The 19,088-nt window shown below is 46.5% G+C and carries 15 protein-coding genes; 10 read left to right on the top strand and 5 right to left on the bottom strand.

Annotated elements, in window-relative coordinates; translation table 11 throughout:
* Nucleotides 1-7 precede the first annotated feature (7 nt).
* The 5 genes from L5M40_RS05115 to L5M40_RS05095 all read left to right on the top strand — a co-directional run bounded on the left by L5M40_RS05115 (nucleotide 8) and on the right by L5M40_RS05095 (nucleotide 6,076).
* The gene (locus L5M40_RS05115; protein WP_263256342.1) at nucleotides 8-919 is read left to right on the top strand and encodes an alpha/beta hydrolase; all 912 of its coding nucleotides are present in this window, start codon (nucleotides 8-10) and stop codon (nucleotides 917-919) included.
* A 308-nt stretch (nucleotides 920-1,227) separates the two neighbouring features.
* Nucleotides 1,228-2,445: an aspartate aminotransferase family protein gene (locus L5M40_RS05110; protein WP_105250267.1), complete on the top strand. Its 1,218-nt coding sequence runs from the start codon at nucleotides 1,228-1,230 to the stop codon at nucleotides 2,443-2,445.
* A 127-nt stretch (nucleotides 2,446-2,572) separates the two neighbouring features.
* Nucleotides 2,573-3,592, top strand: coding sequence for an arginine N-succinyltransferase (gene astA / locus L5M40_RS05105; protein ID WP_105250266.1), 1,020 nt, complete (start codon nucleotides 2,573-2,575; stop codon nucleotides 3,590-3,592).
* 9 nt (nucleotides 3,593-3,601) lie between these two features.
* On the top strand, nucleotides 3,602-5,062 hold the full coding sequence (gene astD / locus L5M40_RS05100) for a succinylglutamate-semialdehyde dehydrogenase (protein WP_263145532.1): 1,461 nt from the start codon (nucleotides 3,602-3,604) through the stop codon (nucleotides 5,060-5,062).
* A 210-nt stretch (nucleotides 5,063-5,272) separates the two neighbouring features.
* Entirely contained in the window at nucleotides 5,273-6,076 is an 804-nt protein-coding gene (locus tag L5M40_RS05095) for a DUF1338 domain-containing protein (protein WP_263145534.1), read from the top strand.
* Nucleotides 6,077-6,176: 100 nt separating this feature from the next.
* On the opposite strand, the gene L5M40_RS05090 is transcribed toward L5M40_RS05095, so the two are convergent.
* From L5M40_RS05090 to crp, 4 genes are all read right to left on the bottom strand, one after another.
* Entirely contained in the window at nucleotides 6,177-7,505 is a 1,329-nt protein-coding gene (locus L5M40_RS05090; protein WP_263256341.1) for an ATP-binding protein, read from the bottom strand.
* Nucleotides 7,502-8,176 (bottom strand): response regulator transcription factor, encoded by a 675-nt coding sequence (locus L5M40_RS05085; protein ID WP_131523983.1) that lies wholly within the window; start codon nucleotides 8,174-8,176, stop codon nucleotides 7,502-7,504. Before L5M40_RS05085 ends, L5M40_RS05090 begins: the two co-directional genes overlap by 4 nt.
* Nucleotides 8,157-8,504: a PepSY domain-containing protein gene (locus tag L5M40_RS05080; RefSeq protein WP_263256340.1), complete on the bottom strand. Its 348-nt coding sequence runs from the start codon at nucleotides 8,502-8,504 to the stop codon at nucleotides 8,157-8,159. Before L5M40_RS05080 ends, L5M40_RS05085 begins: the two co-directional genes overlap by 20 nt.
* An 82-nt stretch (nucleotides 8,505-8,586) precedes the next feature.
* Nucleotides 8,587-9,222, bottom strand: a complete 636-nt coding sequence (gene crp, locus L5M40_RS05075; RefSeq protein WP_006080082.1) for a cAMP-activated global transcriptional regulator CRP — start codon at nucleotides 9,220-9,222, stop codon at nucleotides 8,587-8,589.
* A gap of 431 nt (nucleotides 9,223-9,653) precedes the next feature.
* On the opposite strand from crp, the gene L5M40_RS05070 reads away from it, so the two are divergent.
* Complete coding sequence (locus L5M40_RS05070) at nucleotides 9,654-10,433, top strand: tetratricopeptide repeat protein (protein ID WP_131525482.1); 780 nt, start codon at nucleotides 9,654-9,656, stop codon at nucleotides 10,431-10,433.
* Between the two features lie 107 nt (nucleotides 10,434-10,540).
* Here L5M40_RS05070 and thpR read toward each other — a convergent pair whose 3' ends face one another.
* Complete coding sequence (gene thpR / locus L5M40_RS05065) at nucleotides 10,541-11,092, bottom strand: RNA 2',3'-cyclic phosphodiesterase (protein ID WP_263171775.1); 552 nt, start codon at nucleotides 11,090-11,092, stop codon at nucleotides 10,541-10,543.
* A gap of 199 nt (nucleotides 11,093-11,291) precedes the next feature.
* On the opposite strand from thpR, the gene L5M40_RS05060 reads away from it, so the two are divergent.
* The 4 genes from L5M40_RS05060 to L5M40_RS05045 all read left to right on the top strand — a co-directional run bounded on the left by L5M40_RS05060 (nucleotide 11,292) and on the right by L5M40_RS05045 (nucleotide 19,033).
* Entirely contained in the window at nucleotides 11,292-13,511 is a 2,220-nt protein-coding gene (locus tag L5M40_RS05060; RefSeq protein ID WP_263256339.1) for a putative bifunctional diguanylate cyclase/phosphodiesterase, read from the top strand.
* Between the two features lie 103 nt (nucleotides 13,512-13,614).
* Nucleotides 13,615-16,185: an ATP-dependent helicase HrpB gene (gene hrpB / locus L5M40_RS05055; RefSeq protein WP_263256338.1), complete on the top strand. Its 2,571-nt coding sequence runs from the start codon at nucleotides 13,615-13,617 to the stop codon at nucleotides 16,183-16,185.
* Nucleotides 16,186-16,276: 91 nt separating this feature from the next.
* Nucleotides 16,277-18,595 carry a penicillin-binding protein 1B gene (mrcB, locus tag L5M40_RS05050; RefSeq protein ID WP_168827694.1) on the top strand — a complete coding sequence of 773 codons (2,319 nt, stop codon included), beginning with the start codon at nucleotides 16,277-16,279 and terminating at the stop codon, nucleotides 18,593-18,595.
* A gap of 159 nt (nucleotides 18,596-18,754) precedes the next feature.
* Nucleotides 18,755-19,033 carry a peptidylprolyl isomerase gene (locus L5M40_RS05045; RefSeq protein ID WP_263256335.1) on the top strand — a complete coding sequence of 93 codons (279 nt, stop codon included), beginning with the start codon at nucleotides 18,755-18,757 and terminating at the stop codon, nucleotides 19,031-19,033.
* The last annotated feature ends 55 nt before the right edge of the window (nucleotides 19,034-19,088 follow it).

Genomic DNA, 19,088 nt, shown 5'->3' with positions numbered 1-19,088 from the left:
AAGGGATATGCCAAGCTGGCAAGCATCTGTACTAAATACCATTTTATCCTATGTCGCTAGGCCATCCATCAGTCGTGGACAGGCCAAAATGCCCTTAGCGCAAGTGCGTGAAAAGTTGCTTGAGCTTGATAGACGTTGGCTCCCTTGGCCGGATAAGTTAGTCAGCGCTACCATCCCCTTACAACACTCAAACTTGTTACATTATGTGCTTCTCAACGAACCTTCTCGCCTTGGAAGTCTGTTTTATATCCGTGGCGGAGGCTTCTGTTTTAAAACGCCCCATGCCCATGCAAGATTGGTCGCAGATATCTGCCAGCGCTGTCAATTAGATGCTTATATTCCTGATTATCGTCTCTCTCCTGAGCATCCTTTCCCCGCACCATTTGATGATGTGCTTGAAGCCTATAGGCGGTTAATTGAGCTGAAAGGCTCGGAGAATTTGATCCTCATGGGTGACTCGGCGGGCGGCAATTTAGCACTGAGTTTGTTGCTGGAATTAAAGAGTTTAACCCTGCCTTTACCGACCGCCTGTATCTTGCTATCGCCCGCGTTAGACTTAGCACTTACGGGGGATACTGAGTTGATACTCGCAGCCGACGATCCCTTCTTTACCATAGAGGCATTGCTGCGCTTACGTGGCGCTTATCTTGCGGGGGCCGATCCTATGTCGGCAAAAGTTTCCCCCTTACAGGGAAACTTGGCAGACCTGCCGCCTATCTTAGTGATTGCGGGTACGCGGGAGTTATTATTACAGGATTCTGAACGTTTAGTCGCCCAAATAAAAGCCTGTGGTGGTGAGATAACGGGCTGCTTTTACCCTAACATGCCCCATGTGTTTCCTTTGTTCAATTTATTGCCCGAAGCCCTTGAAGTGAGGTCGAAAATTGGCCATTTTGTGCTTTCACATTTGATTCGTTAAAATGGTGTAGTTATTCACATTCAGTGAATAGCTAGCAAAATGAGGGGCAAATAACTTTTTTTCTGACTAATTATGCTGCAAGCCATGGGCTTAACCGCTTGTATAGTTCTTAAACTGCAATCTTTATGCACTTTGGATGGAAGTGCGTGGATTGATGTTTGTGAAAAACTGGTATTTTGATCACATTTTCGCTAATAATGGTTATTAATAGACACAAGCAATCCCAGTATCACTAACTCTAGATAAAGATACCTATGGGACTCTGACGGTGCAAGGCGCCGTTAAACAAACACAAAGGACGAAGAAGAATGAGCGTTGATATGAAGTTGGACCGTGCCCAGTTTGACGCAGTGATGGTGCCTAATTATGCGCCTGCTGCCGTGATCCCTGTTCGTGGCGAAGGAAGCCGAGTTTGGGACCAAGAGGGCAACGAGTTTATCGATTTTGCTGGCGGTATTGCGGTAAATTGCTTAGGTCACTGTCATCCAGCCCTTGTGAATGCCCTAAAGACACAAGGTGAAAAATTATGGCATCTGTCAAACGTAATGACGAATGAGCCAGCCTTAGCATTAGCGACTAAATTAGTTAATAGCACATTTGCCGACAAAGTGTATTTTGCCAACTCTGGCGCCGAAGCCAACGAAGCCGCATTAAAACTTGCCCGTCGTTATGCCTTAGAAAAACATGGCGTTGAGAAAGATGAAATCATAGCGTTCGATAAAGCTTTCCACGGCCGTACATTCTTCACAGTCAGTGTCGGTGGACAAGCTGCCTATTCCGATGGCTTTGGTCCTAAGCCGCAGAGCATTACTCACCTGCCATTTAACGATGTTGCCGCCTTAGAAGCCGCAGTAACCGATAAGACTTGCGCCATCATGCTTGAGCCGCTGCAAGGCGAGGGCGGTATTATCGATGCCGATCCTGCATTCCTAAAAGCCGTGCGTGAATTAGCGAACAAGCACAATGCACTAGTGATTTTTGATGAAGTCCAAACAGGTGTGGGTCGTACTGGTGAACTGTACGCTTACATGGGTACTGAAATCGTGCCTGACATCTTAACCACAGCTAAAGCGCTCGGTGGTGGTTTCCCTATCGCAGCTATGCTGACAACGGCTGAGATTGCCGAGCATTTAAAAGTGGGCACTCACGGTTCTACCTATGGTGGTAACCCATTAGCCTGCGCTATCGGTAATGCAGTGTTAGATGTAGTGAACACACCTGAAGTGTTAGATGGCGTAAAACATCGCGAGCAGTTATTGCGTGATGGTTTGAACAAAATCAATGAAAAATATCATGTTTTTTCAGAAGTACGCGGTAAAGGTTTACTCTTAGGGGCCGTTCTTAATGAACAATACCAAGGTCGTTCACGCGACTTTTTGGTGGCCTCTGTCGCTGAAGGCTTAATGAGCCTGATGGCGGGTGCTAACGTGGTGCGTTTTGCTCCTTCTCTGGTGATCCCTGAGGCAGATATTGCTGAAGGTCTAGCTCGTTTTGAACGTGCTGTGGCGAGCATAGCTGCCGCCTAAATGACCAAAGGAGTGCTGAATTTATTCGCACTCCTTTTTTGTCAGGGAATACTTACCTGCATCACTACCTGTCTTTTTGAAGAGAGGTGCCTTGATGCACGGTAAGCCAAAGTGAGGAGACACTAAGATGTTAATCATACGTCCTATTCAGGCTGGTGATTTTGAGGCCTTATATCAAATTGCCGAAGAGTCTGGTCATGGTTTTACGTCATTACCTGTGAATGCGGATCTGCTCAGACATAAAATTGCTCGAGCAGAAGCATCATTCGTCAAAGCCGTAGAGACTCCCTTCGATGAAGGTTATCTAATGGTGCTGGAAGATACCGATACCCGTGAAGTGGTGGGAACGTGCGCCATCGAAGCGGCGGTGGGAATGGAAGATGCGTTCTACCATTATCGACTCGGTACCGAAGTCTATCATTCTGAGCAAATTGACGTGCGTAACGAGGTCGAAACACTCACCCTTTGCCATGACTACACTGGCGCTGCTGAGATGTGTACGCTGTTTTTGCGTGAAGCATATCGCAAGGGCAACAATGGCCGCATGTTATCCCGCAGTCGATTTCTGTTTTTAGCTCAACATGCGAAGCGTTTTGGCGAAACTGTGATTGCCGAAATGCGCGGTGTAAGCGACGCCGAGGGGCATTCACCTTTTTATGGTTGGTTGCAAAAACACTTTTTGGGCATAGATTTTATTCAGGCGGATTATCTTTCTGGCTTAGGTAAAAAGGCATTTATGGCCGAAATGATGCCACGAAATCCTGTCTACGTTTGTCTGTTGCCGGAAGAAGCGCAGAAAGTGATTGGCGAAGTGCATACCAATACCCGTCCGGCATTAAGTCTGCTGCAGGCCGAAGGTTTTAGATGCCGCGGTTACGTGGATATTTTTGATGGTGGTCCAACGGTAGAGTGTCGTTTATCGGACATTCGCGGCGTGCGTGAAAGTCGTTTATTGACCGTCGATATTGGTGACATGGTCGAAGCCGACACTCAATTTATTATCTCAAATACCCAATTAGCCAATTACCGAGCGACGTCTGCTGCACTGGCCGTGGACGACAAATCCGAACACATCATTATCAGCCCTGAGCTGGCAGCGGGTTTGTTACTCGCAAAAGGCGATCAAATCCGTATTTTGGCAATGTAGGAATAACAAATGACACATTATATTCAAGGTCAGTGGCATGCTGGCAAAGGTCATGACGTGACCTCAATTAACCCTGCCAATGCACAATCTATTTGGACAGGTAAAACGGCCACTGCAGAACAAGTTAATGCCGCCGTTGATGCCGCGCGCGCCGCACAGTTTGATTGGTTTATGTTAGGTTTCGATGCGCGTTTAGCCATAGTTGAAGCGTATCGCAGCCAACTCGAAGCCAATAAAGCGGAACTGGCAGAAACGATTGCCCAAGAAACCGGTAAACCTCAGTGGGAAACTGCGACCGAAGTCGGCGCCATGATAGGCAAAATTGCTTTATCGGCCGCGGCTTACAATAAACGTACGGGCACAGAAGCCAATGATACGCCAGCAGGACGTGCGGTTATCCGCCATAAGCCCCACGGTGTTGTGGCGGTGTTCGGTCCTTACAACTTCCCTGGTCATTTGCCGAACGGCCACATAGTCCCTGCGCTGCTGGCTGGGAATACTGTGATTTTTAAACCTTCTGAATTGACGCCTAAAGTCGCTGAGCTGATGGTTAGCCTATGGGATAAAGCGGGTCTGCCTACTGGCGTGCTTAACTTAGTTCAAGGTGAGGTGGATACGGGTAAGGCACTGGCTTCTCACCCACAGCTCGATGGTCTGTTCTTTACCGGTAGCTCACGCACGGGTCATTTTTTACATCAACAATATGCGGGTCATCCGGGCAAGATTTTAGCACTTGAGATGGGGGGTAATAACCCACTGATCATCAAAGGTGTGCAGGATATTAAGGCTGCCGTGCACGATATTTTGCAGTCGGCTTATATCTCATCGGGTCAACGTTGCACTTGTGCGCGCCGTTTATATGTCGAGCAAGGCGAGCAGGGCGATGCGCTGATTGCCATGTTAGTCGATGCGGTTAAACAGATTAAAGTCGGTCCTTGGAATGCGCAGCCACAACCTTTTATGGGCTCAATGATTTCTGAAACAGCCGCTAAGGGTATGGTTGCGGCGCAGGCGAATTTGCTGAACTTAGGCGGTGTGTCTTTGGTCGAGTTGACCCATCTAGAAGCGGGTACAGGCTTAGTGTCTCCTGGCCTTATCGATGTGACAGCGATCGATGCATTGCCGGATGAAGAATACTTTGGACCTCTACTGCAGCTAGTGCGTTACAGTGATTTCGATCAAGCGATCAAATTGGCTAACCAAACGCGTTACGGCTTGTCTGCGGGATTACTTGCCGATAGCCGTGAAGATTATGACTATTTCCTCGCGCGTATTCGTGCTGGCATTGTTAACTGGAACAAACAAATCACTGGCGCATCTGGCGCGGCACCTTTTGGTGGTGTTGGGGCTTCGGGTAACCACAGAGCGAGTGCTTTCTATGCAGCCGATTACTGTGCTTATCCGGTCGCTTCGGTCGAGGCTGATGCCGTGAGTTTACCCGCGACATTAAGCCCAGGTTTGAGCTTGTAAGCGGGTAGAGATTTGACTTTTATGCGGTAAATAATTATGTGGGAAAGAGGAGGAAGGACTAATGTTCTTCCTTTTTAATAACAAGCAGTAACGTTACTTGAGTTTCTACTGTGGGTATGTGTGACGCTACAACAGTGGCATTTAGGTCGTTACATTTAGTGTTTGCGGCAAAATAACAGCAATAACCGCAGCACAATAAAAGGAGTTTTTATGCATACCGACATCAACGCGTTATTTGCCGCCCTGTGGCAAGACTATATTCAAATGACCCCTTCTGCGGCAAAAGTGCACGCGTTGTTGGGTCATGGTAAGCCGATCATCAACGACCATATTGCCCTGCGTACTTTCAATATCGCTAAGGTGAATTTGGACGTACTCGCTAAGCATTTCACTTCGTTAGGTTATGTACCTTGCGGTGATTATAAGTTTGAACAGAAAAAACTGATCGCTAAGCATTTTGAACATCCAGATTCGACTCAGCCTAAAGTGTTTATCTCTGAGCTGTTGGTTGAAGAATTTAGCCCTGCGTTGCAAAAAACTATTCAAGGCTTAATCGCCCAAGTGGATGCTGCAGCGACAACGGCGGACAGCTTTATTTACTCAGGCCGTCATTGGTCTTTAGATGCTAAAACCTATCAGGACTTATTAACTGAGAGTGAATATGCAGCTTGGGTAGCAGCTTTTGGTTATCGCGCTAACCATTTCACTGTGTCTATCAATCACCTCGATGGTTTTGAGACTTTAGAGTCAGTGAATGAAGCTCTGAAGCAAGCGGGCTTTGTGCTCAATAGTTCAGGTGGCGAGATCAAAGGTTCGCCAGAAGTCTTGTTAGAACAGTCTTCGACTATGGCTGATAAGATTGGTGTTGAATTTACTGACGCGACAGTGGAAATCCCAAGCTGTTTCTATGAGTTTGCGCTACGTTATCCTATGGCTAATGGCGAGCTCTACACAGGCTTTGTGGCGGCGTCTGCCGACAAGATTTTTGAAAGCACCAATGTGAATAAAGCCTAACGTCCTCAAATTGCTTTGAGCATAAAAAACGCCATCAATTCGATGGCGTTTTTATGGATATTTCAAACAAGGCATTTAATACGATTGGCATACTCTGGGGCTAGCTAAAGGTCAGCTCGATCCTCAATCCACCTAAGCGAGTGCTGTGATTAAACTGCAGCTCAATCTCGTATTGCTCGGCAATTTCTTTCACTATTGATAATCCTAAACCGTGACCCATCACAGACTCATCAAGCCTTGTTCCTCTTTGTGTGAGCTTATCTAGCTCATCATCAGCAACCCCTGGACCATCATCATCAATACAAAGGCAGAGACGCTCTTGTTGACGCGATAGCTGAATGCTGACTCGGCTCTGGGCCCATTTAAAAGCGTTGTCTAGCAGGTTGCCTAAGAGCTCCATACCATCTTCCCTGTGAATAGGCAGTCTAAGAATATTGGGATCGAGTTCGAAATCACATTCAATGGATTTGTTGCGGTGAACCTTATTTAGTGTGTTGACTAGGCTGTGTAAATCCCTAGGGATAACCAATTGCGCTGCGGGGAGCATGTCGCCAGTGATCCTCGCCGCAGCCAGTTTACGCTCGACCATCTTGTGAATCGAATCAAGTTGCTGCTGCAGGGCAATGGCAGTTTCAGGATCTTTGAGGCCAAGAGCTTCAACCTGTTGCTGCATCACGGCAAGTGGCGTTTTGAGCCCATGGCTCAAATTACCTAAGTTATTGCGGCTACGTTCAATTTGCTTGGCTGTGTACTCAAGTAGTTCATTATAGGTTTTTGCTAATGGTTGTACTTCAGGGGGAATATTATTGACCTCCAGTGCGTTAATTTCCCCTTGTCTTAGCCGAGAAAGCGCGTGCTGTATGTGCTTAACTGGCTTAAAGGATTGACGTAGGATCAAGAATATCCCCGCGATCATAGCAACTAACATCGCCAGATTGACACCAAGCTTAGTGCCATAAACCTCACTAAACACGCGTCTACCGATACTCAAATCTTGCGCAACGGTTAAGGTGGCGCTGACATTGGCACTGCTGGAATTTAATCCCAGTGATAATAACTGCATATCGTTATTTTTTGGCCCTTTAGCTTGCCAGACGCGGGTTTGATTCGGTGCTAGTGGCTCGATATCTAACTGCATATCCCACAGGGAGCGTGAGCGAATCACTTCATTTGGCAGGTTAAGCTGAAAATAACGGCCTGAATAGGCGGGCTTGTAGAAACTGGAAAGCTGGCTTTGATCTATGCTGATCTCCCCATCATGGATATGGGTTGCCAGCATGATATGTTCGAGATCTTCTTCTAAGCGATTGATAATAGAGTCGTGGAAGGCCTGACGTAGCATGGACTCAAACAGTATCAGTCCAATTACAGTACCTAACACGAGTAAGCCAGTTAACCATAAACTGAGCTTAGTGCGGATCGAGATCATTCAATAATGCCGTGGAAGATGTAACCTTGGCCGCGACGGGTTTCGATCGTGGTTTTACCCAGTTTCTTGCGTAGATGGGTGACATAAACCTCGACCACATTGCTCTCTTTTTCATCGTCAAACTGATAGAGCTTATCGGTTAGCTGCGTCTTAGATAGCAGCTTCTTAGGTGACATGAGGAAGATTTTTAACAGCCTGAATTCCATTGCTGTGAGTTCATATAGTTGCTCGGCCACTTTTACCGTTTGTTCTGCTTCATCTAAAACCACGCCACCATAACTCAATTGTTTACTTGAGGTGTTTAGACGACCATGTGCACGGTGGATTAAAGCTTGGATTCGGGCCAATAATTCCTGTGCGTGGAAAGGTTTACCTAAGTAATCGTCGGCGCCAGCATTAAAACCTTCTACTTTTTCATGCCATTGGCTGCGGGCAGTCAGCATGATAACTGGAGTGCTGATCCCTTGATTTCGCCAGCCTTCGAGCAGTTCGAGGCCGTTGCCATCGGGCAAACCTATGTCTAAGATTACGCAATCGTATTGGGTTTCTTTGATCAGATAATCGGCTTCAAGCGCTTTGTCTGTAATATCGGTTACATAGCCAGCGAGTTTGAGTTGTTTCTCCAGCTCGGTGACTAGCATTGGGTTATCTTCAACGAGTAACAGTTTCATGTTTTCGACATTCGCTCGGTAGTGCTATTGATTGATCGGCTTGACCATTTGTTGCATCAATACTGAGATTAACGATTTGGCCACGCTGAACTTTGATTTGCAAATCATAGCGCCATTTATGATCTTCTTGATAGAGATGAGCATCAATTAGTTCACCTTGGCAAAATTGGTTTACTACGGCTAGTGTACCGTTTAAGGACAATATTTGCCCAGAGTTAACTAACTCCTTGGCTTGATAATGTTCTAATTCAATAGGTTCGGCATGCAAGATTATTGGATGCACCAGCGTGAATAGGCTGAAAAAACAGATTAAAAACAGCCGTTTCATTTGAGCTCCCCAATAAAAAATGGCCTAGAATTTATTCTAGGCCACTTTAATAAGGCAGGCTTAAATCAAGCTGAAGACTAACTTAACGGGTACCGTATACCACGATTGTCTTACCATGAGCTTGGATCAAATTCTGTTCTTCTAACATCTTCAAGATACGACCCACAGTTTCCCGTGAACAGCCAACGATTTGGCCTATCTCTTGACGAGTGATCTTAATCTGCATGCCATCAGGGTGTGTCATAGCATCAGGTTGTTTAGCCAGATGTAATAGAGTTTGAGCAATACGGCCTGCAACGTCTAAAAATGCAAGGTTACCCACTTTCTGGCTGGTACTTTGTAGGCGATAGGCCATTTGTGCAGACAGCTTCATCAGAATTTCAGGGTTAACTTGAATTAACTGTCTGAATTTCTTATATGAAATCTCAGCGATTTCACAAGCTTGCTTAGCACGAACCCAAGCGGTACGTTCGGCTTGTTCTTCAAACAAACCTAGTTCACCGATAAAGTCACCTTGATTCAGATAAGAAAGGATCATCTCCTTACCTTCTTCATCTTTAATCAATACCGCTACAGAACCTTTTACTATGTAATAAAGGGTATCTGAGTCTTCACCAGCATGGATAAGAGTGCTCTTTGCAGGGTACTTATGAATGTGACAGTGTGATAAAAACCATTCCAAAGTTGGATCAGGTTTTGGCTTACCAATCAGAGCCATGTTGGTGTTCCTCGATTGATTAAAACGAAAGTAAGAGTATTCTAAATAAGCATTTTACGTCAATTAAACTCACAAAAACTTGATGGAAGTCTTAGTTTAGAATAAGTGAATAAATGCAATTAACCATCTAAAATTAGAGCTTATTTTGCTACTTTAGTGATTTAAGTCAACTAAATCGATATGAAACTCGCTGGATTCACTTAACTCTGTCGAGTTAATCACATCTTACCAGTCTATTTCAGCAGTTTTATTATAGATTATGAATAAAATATGCCACTAAATTACACAATAACATGTTTCACTTTTTAAATTTGACATTCCATTTGGCTTAGCTTCCCCCATTATCCTGAGGTTTGTGCGTATTTAGGCTCGACTTATGGGGTTAATTCTGGCTAACTTTGAGGGCGGTTGTTTTTAAGAGAGGTAAGCAAGTGAAATACAGATTATGGGTTTTAGGTGCAGGTTTAAGCTTAACAATAGGGCTGAGCTCTGCGGCGCACGCATTTTCTATCCCGCAGCCAGCAGCTGAACTTGCGGCCAGTAAGTTTGTGCATATTCAGGTGACGGCAGAGCAAGGTGATGCCGATGCTCAATTTTTGCTGGGATTAATGTATCTCTCTGGACGTTTTGTGTCGCAAGAAGTGCCGACTGGATTGCACTGGATCTCACTTGCCGCCGAACAACAACATGAAAAAGCGCAGCAAACCTTAGCGGATCTGTCATTTGAAGGCCAATTGATCAAGCGTGACTTGTCAGTCGCTGAGCATTGGTATAAAGGGTTGAGTGAGCAGGGCAGTCGTTGGGCTCAATTCCGTTTAGGCTTTATTTATGCGTCTGGCGGTGACGGTGTGCAGCGCAACTGCGGTAAAGCGGTCGAGCAATTTTCCCAAGTGGGTGATGATGTTGCTTTGGGCAATGTGGCGTGGATTTTAGCAACTTGTCCCGAAGCAGAATATCGTGATGGCAATAAAGCGGTCGAGTTGTCCTTAAAATTACTCAAAGTGAATGAAAACGATCCTACAAATCTTGATAATTTAGCCGCGGCTTATGCGGAGTTAGGCGATTTTGGTGCTGCTATTTCGACGCAGCAGAAAGCGATCGAAGCGTTGAAAATGAATGCTGAAATGACTAAGACTGATGAGTTTATGCTGCGGTTACAAACCTACGAGCAAAAGCGTGCCTATCGCGAAACCTTACGTTTACTCGAATAGGTATTTCTTCATCATCGCTCTCTAGTTAACTGCTATTTTTATTTTAGTATTGATTCATAAGTTTAAAAATAAAGCCTGAGTGGATACTCGGGCTTTTTGTTTTTGATTTAAGGCTCACCGAGCGCCCAAGAATCTAGGATGTGATATTCGACACCCGTGCTTGTGCTTTTTGAATGGTATAAATGCAAATTATCGGGCGTTAACGTCAGCGTATTCATACCTTTGAGTTGCAATAAAGCCGACTCATCTAGTGTCCATTGTTTTGCTTTTCTAAATAAACTGATGTGCGGGCAAAAGCTGTGCTCATTCCGATGCAATTGCAGTCGGTCGGCAATTTCTTGCGTCTGTTTAGCTAATTGCGCTAACGGCGGCTCAACGTCATCGCCTTTCAAGCAACAAACTTGGGCATTGGGCCATAAGTCGAGCTGGTTAAGCTGAGTGTTGAATCTAGGCTTAGCTAAGCGGTCAATTGCATCAAGGAGGGCGATGCGTTGCCCGTCGTCCACTTGTCCTAAAAAGCAGAGCGTTAAATGCAGATTGCTGACACTCACCGCTTTCGCCTCCGGATTGAGGTGGCAAATCAGTTGCTGCTGTAAATCACTCAGCCTTGTCATTTGTGCAGCGGTAGGCGCGAAGCCGAGAAATAGCCTTTGTTGCATCGGTTTATCGTCCTTTGTGGCGTTCAACACGGATTATCTCTGGGAACACTTTGACGTTTAGCGTCTTTGAGCGTTAATCTAGCTGTTGAATTTATCAGCTAATTTGTGACTCAAGCAGACGTTTAATTCACTGTGAGCCTATACTTAATGCACGTCGATAATACCTTAAATGGATTTTTAGGTAAGGAAGAGACTTTTCATGTCAGTAGGTTTAGCTAATCCACTCCAACAGGCTTTGGTCAGTATTTTTAGTGAATCCCCGCTAGAAACCTTAGAGCAGAATGTTGACAGAGCGCTTGAGACTATTACTTTGCAACTGCATTGTGATGGGGTATTTGTATTAACCGGAAGCCAGTCACTGGATCGTTTACGCACGCGTAATTTGTATCTAAAACCCCAATTTGCCCAAGGCCAACAAACCCGAGTCTGGCCCTTGGCACGTATGCCATTTTTTCGCTCTCTTGTCCGTACTCCGCGTCTATTAAATCTGGCTGATGTGAATACCTTACCTGCCGATGCTCAGGCTGAGCGAGCTTTATTAAGGGATTGGGACGTCAAGAGTCTATTAGTATTGCCGCCAGTCGTGTTTGGCGAAACTCGTATTGCCTTGGGGGCTGTCAATTGCTCAGAATGCTGTGAATGGAGCGAAGAGTTTATAAGTGAGTTTAATCACGCTGCTGTGATGATTGGCTCTGCGATGGAATTGACGCGTATCGCTTTGAGCATGCTTGCCAGTGAACATAAATACTGTGAAGTATTCAACCAGTTGCCCTTAGCTTGCGCCTTGTTAGATAAGCATGATCAATTGACTATGCTGAATAAAGTCGCTCTGCAAACCCTGCCAATTCAACATGGCTATGATTTATTCGACATGGTGCGTGAGGAAGAACACGCCATGCTAACCGATACCTTACATGTGGTACGAGAAGGTGTGCTCGGCCAAGCTTGGTGTGAATTACCTTTAAAATCAATTCATCAATTAACTTGGTTAAAACTGAGTTTTAGCCAGATTAGCGGCGATAAAGATACTTTAGTCATGATTGCCGAAGATGTCAGTGAAAAGTACCGCTTAGCCGATGAGTTATCCTTCCATGCCAATTATGATGCACTTACGGGTTTACCTAATCGGCTACATTTCGAAGCCCTATTAGAAAACCTACTACATGCCCATGACGATATGCCTATTTGCGTGGCGTTTCTCGATTTAGACCAATTCCAAGTCATTAACAATATCAGTGGCCATCAGGCGGGCGATAAGCTGCTTTGCCAAGTCGCATTACGCTTAAAACAGCTCGTGCGTAAGGGCGATATCGTCGCCCGTTTAGGTGGCGATGAGTTTGGTATCTTGATGCATTATTGCAATGTGGACTCGGCAAAACAAATCGCTAAACGTATCTGTACCCAATTGGCGAACCATGAATTTATATGGGAAGGCCGCAGTCACAATGTCAGTGTCAGCATGGGGATTGCTAAACTCGATAAAAAAGCCGCCGATATTTATACCGTCATGAGTCAAGCTGACGCTGCTTGTCGATTGGCGAAGGATCAAGGCCGAAATGGCTGGCATTTATACAGTGCGAGCGATCCTAAAATGAACCGTCTCTACACCGAGATGATGGCCTCTGTTGATATCGTCGGCGCACTCGCGTTAAACCAATTCGAGCTTTATTTTCAAAGCATAGTGCCGTTAAACCGCGAGGAAACTGGCTTACATTTAGAGATCCTACTGCGTATGGTGCAGACTAACGGCACTATAGTGTCTCCTGCTATCTTCTTACCCGCCGCCGAGCGATACAACTTGGCTTCTAAGGTTGATCTTTGGGTGATCGATAATTTGCTCAAGTGGGGTGGTAGTCATTTAGATATTTGGCAGCAATTGGATCTAGTGTCTGTGAATCTGTCGGCAACTTCTTTGGGCGATCATGAGTTTATGAATTGGCTAGAAATGCGTTTGATGGCCGAACCTGAACTGGTGGATAAGCTTTGCATCGAGATCACAGAAACCGCGGCTGTGAGTCAGCTCGATCAAGCCACAAAGCTACTCGAGATACTTCGTCCGCTCAATTGTAAATTAGCCCTCGATGACTTTGGTGCAGGCTTTTCTAGCTTTGCTTACCTTAAGCGCCTCAATGTGGATTTTGTAAAGGTTGATGGCCAATTTGTCGTCAATATTTGCGAAGACTCTGCGGATCAGGCTATCGTAAAATCTATCTGCCAACTTGGTCAAGATATGGGGTTTGATGTGGTTGCTGAATTTGTCGAATCCCAAGAAATAGGGTGGAAATTGCAAGCCTTAGGCGTCGACTATGCTCAAGGTTACGCCATCAATAAACCGATACGCTTAGCTGAACTACAGTCAGGGCTCAGTCAACCTTGGCTCGAAAAGCGTGAGATTTTTGCTCCCTATCCACAGCTGTAATCTTGGGCATGGCAGCTTTGAGCTGTTACTTATGTCAGCACTGACTTGATAATGTTTGCTGCGAAATGGTACTCAAAGCCGATTGTTAGTACACTGACGCCCTGTGTTGGCCGCTGATGTCTTTTTCTTGAACTCTCTACCTATTCATAGCTTATTAGCACCGCTACGCGCGGCTTTTTCTCGTCACGCTCAAGTGATCCTCGAGGCACCGACAGGTGCGGGTAAATCAACGGCGTTACCTTTGGCTATGTTGGATTGGCCAGAAATCAGCGGACGCATTTTAATGCTCGAACCGCGGCGTGTCGCGGCGCGGAGTGTGGCGCACTATATTGCCAGCTGTCGCCAGCAAAAGGTGGGACAAGAAATCGGCTATCGCGTCCGCGGTGAAGCTAAAATCAGCGCCAATACCCGTTTAGAAATTGTCACCGAAGGCATACTGACGCGAATGATCCAACAAGATCCCGAGTTAACTGGGATTGGAATGATCATCTTCGATGAAATTCATGAGCGTCACCTCACCACAGATTTAGGTCTTGCCCTAGCGCTCGAAGTGCAAGCTTCACTGCGGGACGATTTAAAGATATTAGCTATGTCAGCGACTCTATCTGGTCTTGCCTTAGCTGAACTCATGCCAGAAGCGGTGACCTTGCACAGCGAAGGCCGGAGTTTTCCTGTCGACATCGAATATCGCCCTGTGCCAACTCAGCAGCATTGGATCGATCACCTTGGCCGCTGCGTGCTAGAACTGGTCTCGGCCAGCAGTGTCAGTGTTGATAAAACGGCTGCCAATAATGCCGTGCTCGTGTTTTTACCCGGTAAAGGGGAGATCTTACGATTACAGCAGTTTTTGCGCGAGCGCTTAGCGGACGATGCCTTTTTGATTTGCCCTCTTTATGGTGAACTTTCAGGTGCCGAGCAAGATAGCGCGATCGCTGCAACTATAGATGGCAGGCGCAAAATTGTGCTAGCCACTAACGTGGCGGAATCGAGTTTAACTATTGAAGACATAGGGTTTGTCATCGACAGTGGCTATAAACGACAAGCGAGTTTTAACCCTAAAACCGGTGTCACCCGCTTAGGCTTAAAACGCATTAGCCAAGCCTCCGCAACTCAGCGTAGTGGTCGCGCCGGGCGTTTATCAGCGGGTGTGTGCGTTCGCCTGTGGAGCCAAGAAGAACATGGCCGCATGCTCAGGGCCGATGAACCCGAGATCAACCAAGCGGATCTGGTGGCTATGGCCCACGATTGTGCTTATTGGGGCGCAAAATCCTTTAGCGACTTGATGTTGTTAACGCCGCCACCAAGTGTGCATGAGGCGCTGGCGTGGAAACTATTACAAGATTTAGGCATGGTCGATGCTCAAAATAAACTCACTCTCCACGGTAAAGCGGCCTACGAGCTAGGGTGTCACCCAAGGCTTGCTCATATGTTATTGGGCGCAAAAAGTTTGGGCGCAAACAATGGGGGAGTCAATAATGCTAACGAACAAGCAACGCAATTGGGCAGTTTGGCCTGCTTGTTGTCGGGGGTTTTAGAGGCGCGTGGTTTGCCTAAAAAGGGCGCCGATATCATGAATTACCTGCACTTTGCCTGTCATGGACAAGCTGGGCAACAGGCAAAACAGTGGCAGAAAAAGCTAGGATTAGCAGCGGATTTGTCTAAGATAGCGACCCATGCACACCACAGCGATGTGGGGTTATTATTAGCACTTGCTTATCCGGATCGTATCGCTAAAGCCCGCGGTGTTGAGGGCTACCAATTAGCCAATGGTACTGGCGTCGTGCTCGCAGCCGATGATGCATTGGCGCAAACGCCGTGGATGGTGGTGGCGGATTTTCAAGAAACTGAAGGCAGAAATGCTGGGCGGATTTACTTAGCGAGTCAGCTTCAGCCAAGCTTGTTCGACGGCGAGCTAAAAGGTTTGCTGGACATTCATGAGATCTGTGGCTGGGATGAAGCTAAAGGTCGAGTGATTGCGCAGCGCCAATACAAGGTCGGACAAATTTTAGTAAAAACCGAGACGATTGCTAAGCCTGAACGTAAGCAAATTGTCGCGGCCTTACTGGGTTATATTCGCCAGCAAGGATTACAAATCCTCAATTGGAACGCTAACTTAGAGCAATTTCAATACAGGCTCAAACTGGCAACTGATTTTGACGCGGGCAGTGACTGGCCCAAGGTTGATGATGAAGCATTATTAGCGAGCCTAGAAACTTGGCTGGCGCCTTACCTCGAAAATGTGAATAATCTGCCGCAATTAGTTAAGCTCGATTGCTTTGGTTTTGTGGCAAACTGTTTGAGCTGGCAGCAGAAACAGCGACTTGAAGAGTTATTGCCAACCTCTTGGCCGTTAGTGACTGGTACCTCTGCGCCAATAGCATATGACGAGTCTGGGCGTGCGCTACTGCGTGTGCGTCTGCAAGAAACCTTTGGCATGGCGCAGAGTCCTATGTTGGCGCAGGGCAAACTAAAGGTGACGATGGAATTACTCTCTCCGGCCCAGCGTCCATTAGCCTTGACGGCAGATTTAGCCAGCTTTTGGCAGGGACCTTATGTGGAAGTGAAAAAGGAAATGCGCGGTCGATATCCAAAACATCTATGGCCAGACGATCCTGTGAATACACTGCCGACAAAATTTACCAAGAAGAAAACCTTGGGTTTAGCTCAGCCCTAGCACCACGCCGCTGGTTTTATAACATTTTGTTATGAAGCACTTTGATTCGCACCACGTTAGCTTTGTGCCTATGGCTGATGTCTTTAAATGCATGAATGATGAAGTAGATATGACAACTAAGACGACAAAAAAATCACCCGCTTCCCGTCGGGCTAATCATGGCCGCGGTTTATTTCGACGAATTTGGTCTATCAGTTGGAAATTAGGCTTGGCTGGATTAGCTGTAGTGACTTTTTACAGCATTTATCTTGATCAAATTATTGCGCAAAAATTTGAAGGCCAAAAATGGCATTTGCCAGCGCAGGTGTTTAGTCGCTCTATGGCGCTGTACCCCGGTGCGGCAGTCAGCCATCCGCAAATGATGGCTGAGCTTAAGTTGCTCGGCTATCGCAAAGTCGCTAACCCACGCCAAGTGGGAGAATTTTCGGCATCGAGCACTCGTATTGAATTGTGGCGTCGACCGTTTTTGCATCCAGAAGGCGATCAAGTCGAACAAAGGGTCATGATCAGCTTTGACAGCAATGGCATCAGTTCGGTCACTCGAGTCTCAGACAAGCGTCAACTCGCCGTATTCCACCTTGAGCCTGTATTGCTCGACCGTATTATTACTGGCGATGGTGAAGACAGGCTGTTTGTGCCGACCGAAGAAATGCCAAAGTCGATCGTGCAGGCGTTACTGCTGGTGGAAGATCGTAGTTTTTATGAACACCATGGTGTGAATCCCTTCGCGATTGCGCGCGCGGCTTTTGTGAACATCAGCGCCGGTCGCACTGTGCAAGGTGGCTCGACGTTAACTCAGCAGTTAGCGAAAAACTTTTTCCTTTCGAGTGAGCGTTCCTTGCTGCGTAAGGTGCGCGAAGCCTTAATGGCGGTCATTATTGATTTTCGTTACAGCAAAGACGAAATCCTCGAAGCGTATCTTAACGAAGTGTATATGGGGCAGGATAAATCCCGCGCCGTCCATGGTATGGGGTTGGCCTCACGTTTCTATTTCGGCCGTCCTATCAGTGAGTTGACTATCTCCCAGCAGGCATTCTTAGTGGCTGCGATTAAGGGACCGTCTTACTACAATCCATGGAAATATCCGGATCGTATTCAAGAACGCCGTGATCTGGTATTGCGCTTGTTAATGGATGCGGGGGATTTAACCACGGCTGAGTACAAGGTGGCGGTAGAGTCCCCCTTAGGGATCCGTAATCTCAATAAACCAGCACATCAAAAATTGCCTTCCTTCTTCGCCTTGGTAAAACAGGAAGTGAACGAGCGTTATGGCGATGCGCTATTGAAGCAATCTGGGGTGAAAATCTATACCACGCTCGATCCTATGGCCCAAGAAGCCGCCGAAATTGCGGTGACTCAAACCCTCAAGAGCTTAGATAAGAGCAATAAATCATTGCAGATTGGTATGGTCGTGACCGACAAATACACTGGCGGTATTGCGGCTATGGTCGGCGATAAAACCCCAGGATTTGATGGCTTTAACCGCGCGGTTGAAATTCGTCGTCCTATTGGCTCGTTAATTAAGCCTTTTGTGTATGCTACGGCTCTGGCACCTAATAGCCAATTTACCTTAGCGACACCTCTTAAAGATCAACCTATTACCTTAAAAAGTGAGCAAGGTAAGACATGGTCACCACAAAACTTTGATAAGAAGTTCAGTGGTCAGGTGCCTTTGTTAACGGCATTGAAAAAGTCGATGAACGTACCGACGGTAAATCTTGGAATTGCTGTGGGTGTGGATGCGGTCGCAACAACATTGGCTAAATCGGGTTGGCAGGAGCCGTTAAACGAGTATCCCTCCATGTTACTCGGCGCCGTCAATGGCTCGCCATTAATGGTAGCGCAAGTGTACCAAACCTTAGCTGATAGCGGTGTTTACCGTAAGTTAACCACAGTGACCGCCGTGCTAGATTCTGATAAGAACCCATTACCAGTGACGCGATTGCCTAAAGAGCAAGCTATAGCACCTGAGACAGATTTCTTAATTCAATTTGCTATGCAGCAAGTGGTGAATACGGGAACGGCGACGCGTTTAGGTAATGCTTTCCCTGGCGTTGGACTTGCGGGTAAGACTGGCACCAGTAACGACAGCCGTGACTCTTGGTTTGCGGGCTTTGATGAGCGTAATGTCGCCGCCATTTGGGTTGGTCGTGACGATAACGGCAAAACCAGTTTGTATGGTAGTAGTGGCGCTATGGCCGTGTATCTTGCCTTCTTAAAGGAACGTCCACCTATTAGTCTGCGCTCAATCCCAGTGAACGGTGTAGTGAAGGGCTTTTTTGACCGAGATACAGGTGTTGCTAAGGAATCCACTTGCAGCAATGTTGATGCGCTTCCTGCATTAGCTGCGACCTATCGTCCTGTGAATAACTGCGGCGACCCTTTGCAGTGGTGGCAGAAAATTTTCTAGGTTAATAGGGTCGATAATGGGCCAATAACGCACTTATGCGTTGGATATAAAACCTTTTAGTCAGTAGAACCTGTGCCGATGGAAGTGGTGTGATCGAGGGCAAACTCGGGGCGCCAATCTTCCCTTTGCACGGGACGTTAATCCAAAGTGAGAAATGACATGTTTAAAACCGCTGCCGCCGTGCATATTTTAGTGAAACACAAAGAACAGGCTGAGGATATTGTTAAGCAGCTGAATAATGGTGCTAATTTTGTTGTGCTCGCTAAGCGTTTTTCCTCTTGCCCTTCGGCCAAAAAAGGCGGCGATTTAGGCGAGTTCAAAAAAGGCCAAATGGTGCCACAGTTCGATAAGGTTGCATTTTCAGGTGAATTACTGGTGCCACATATAGTGAAAACTAAGTTTGGCTGGCATGTGGTTAAAGTGCTGTATCGCACTTAATACCCCAGTAATAAGCGCATCTTCACCGAACGTTATTTTCGACTAATCAAATAGA

Source organism: Shewanella sp. SM68 (genome assembly GCF_025653925.1).
Taxonomy (GTDB): domain Bacteria; phylum Pseudomonadota; class Gammaproteobacteria; order Enterobacterales; family Shewanellaceae; genus Shewanella; species Shewanella oncorhynchi.
This window is presented reverse-complemented; position numbering and strand designations above follow the sequence as displayed.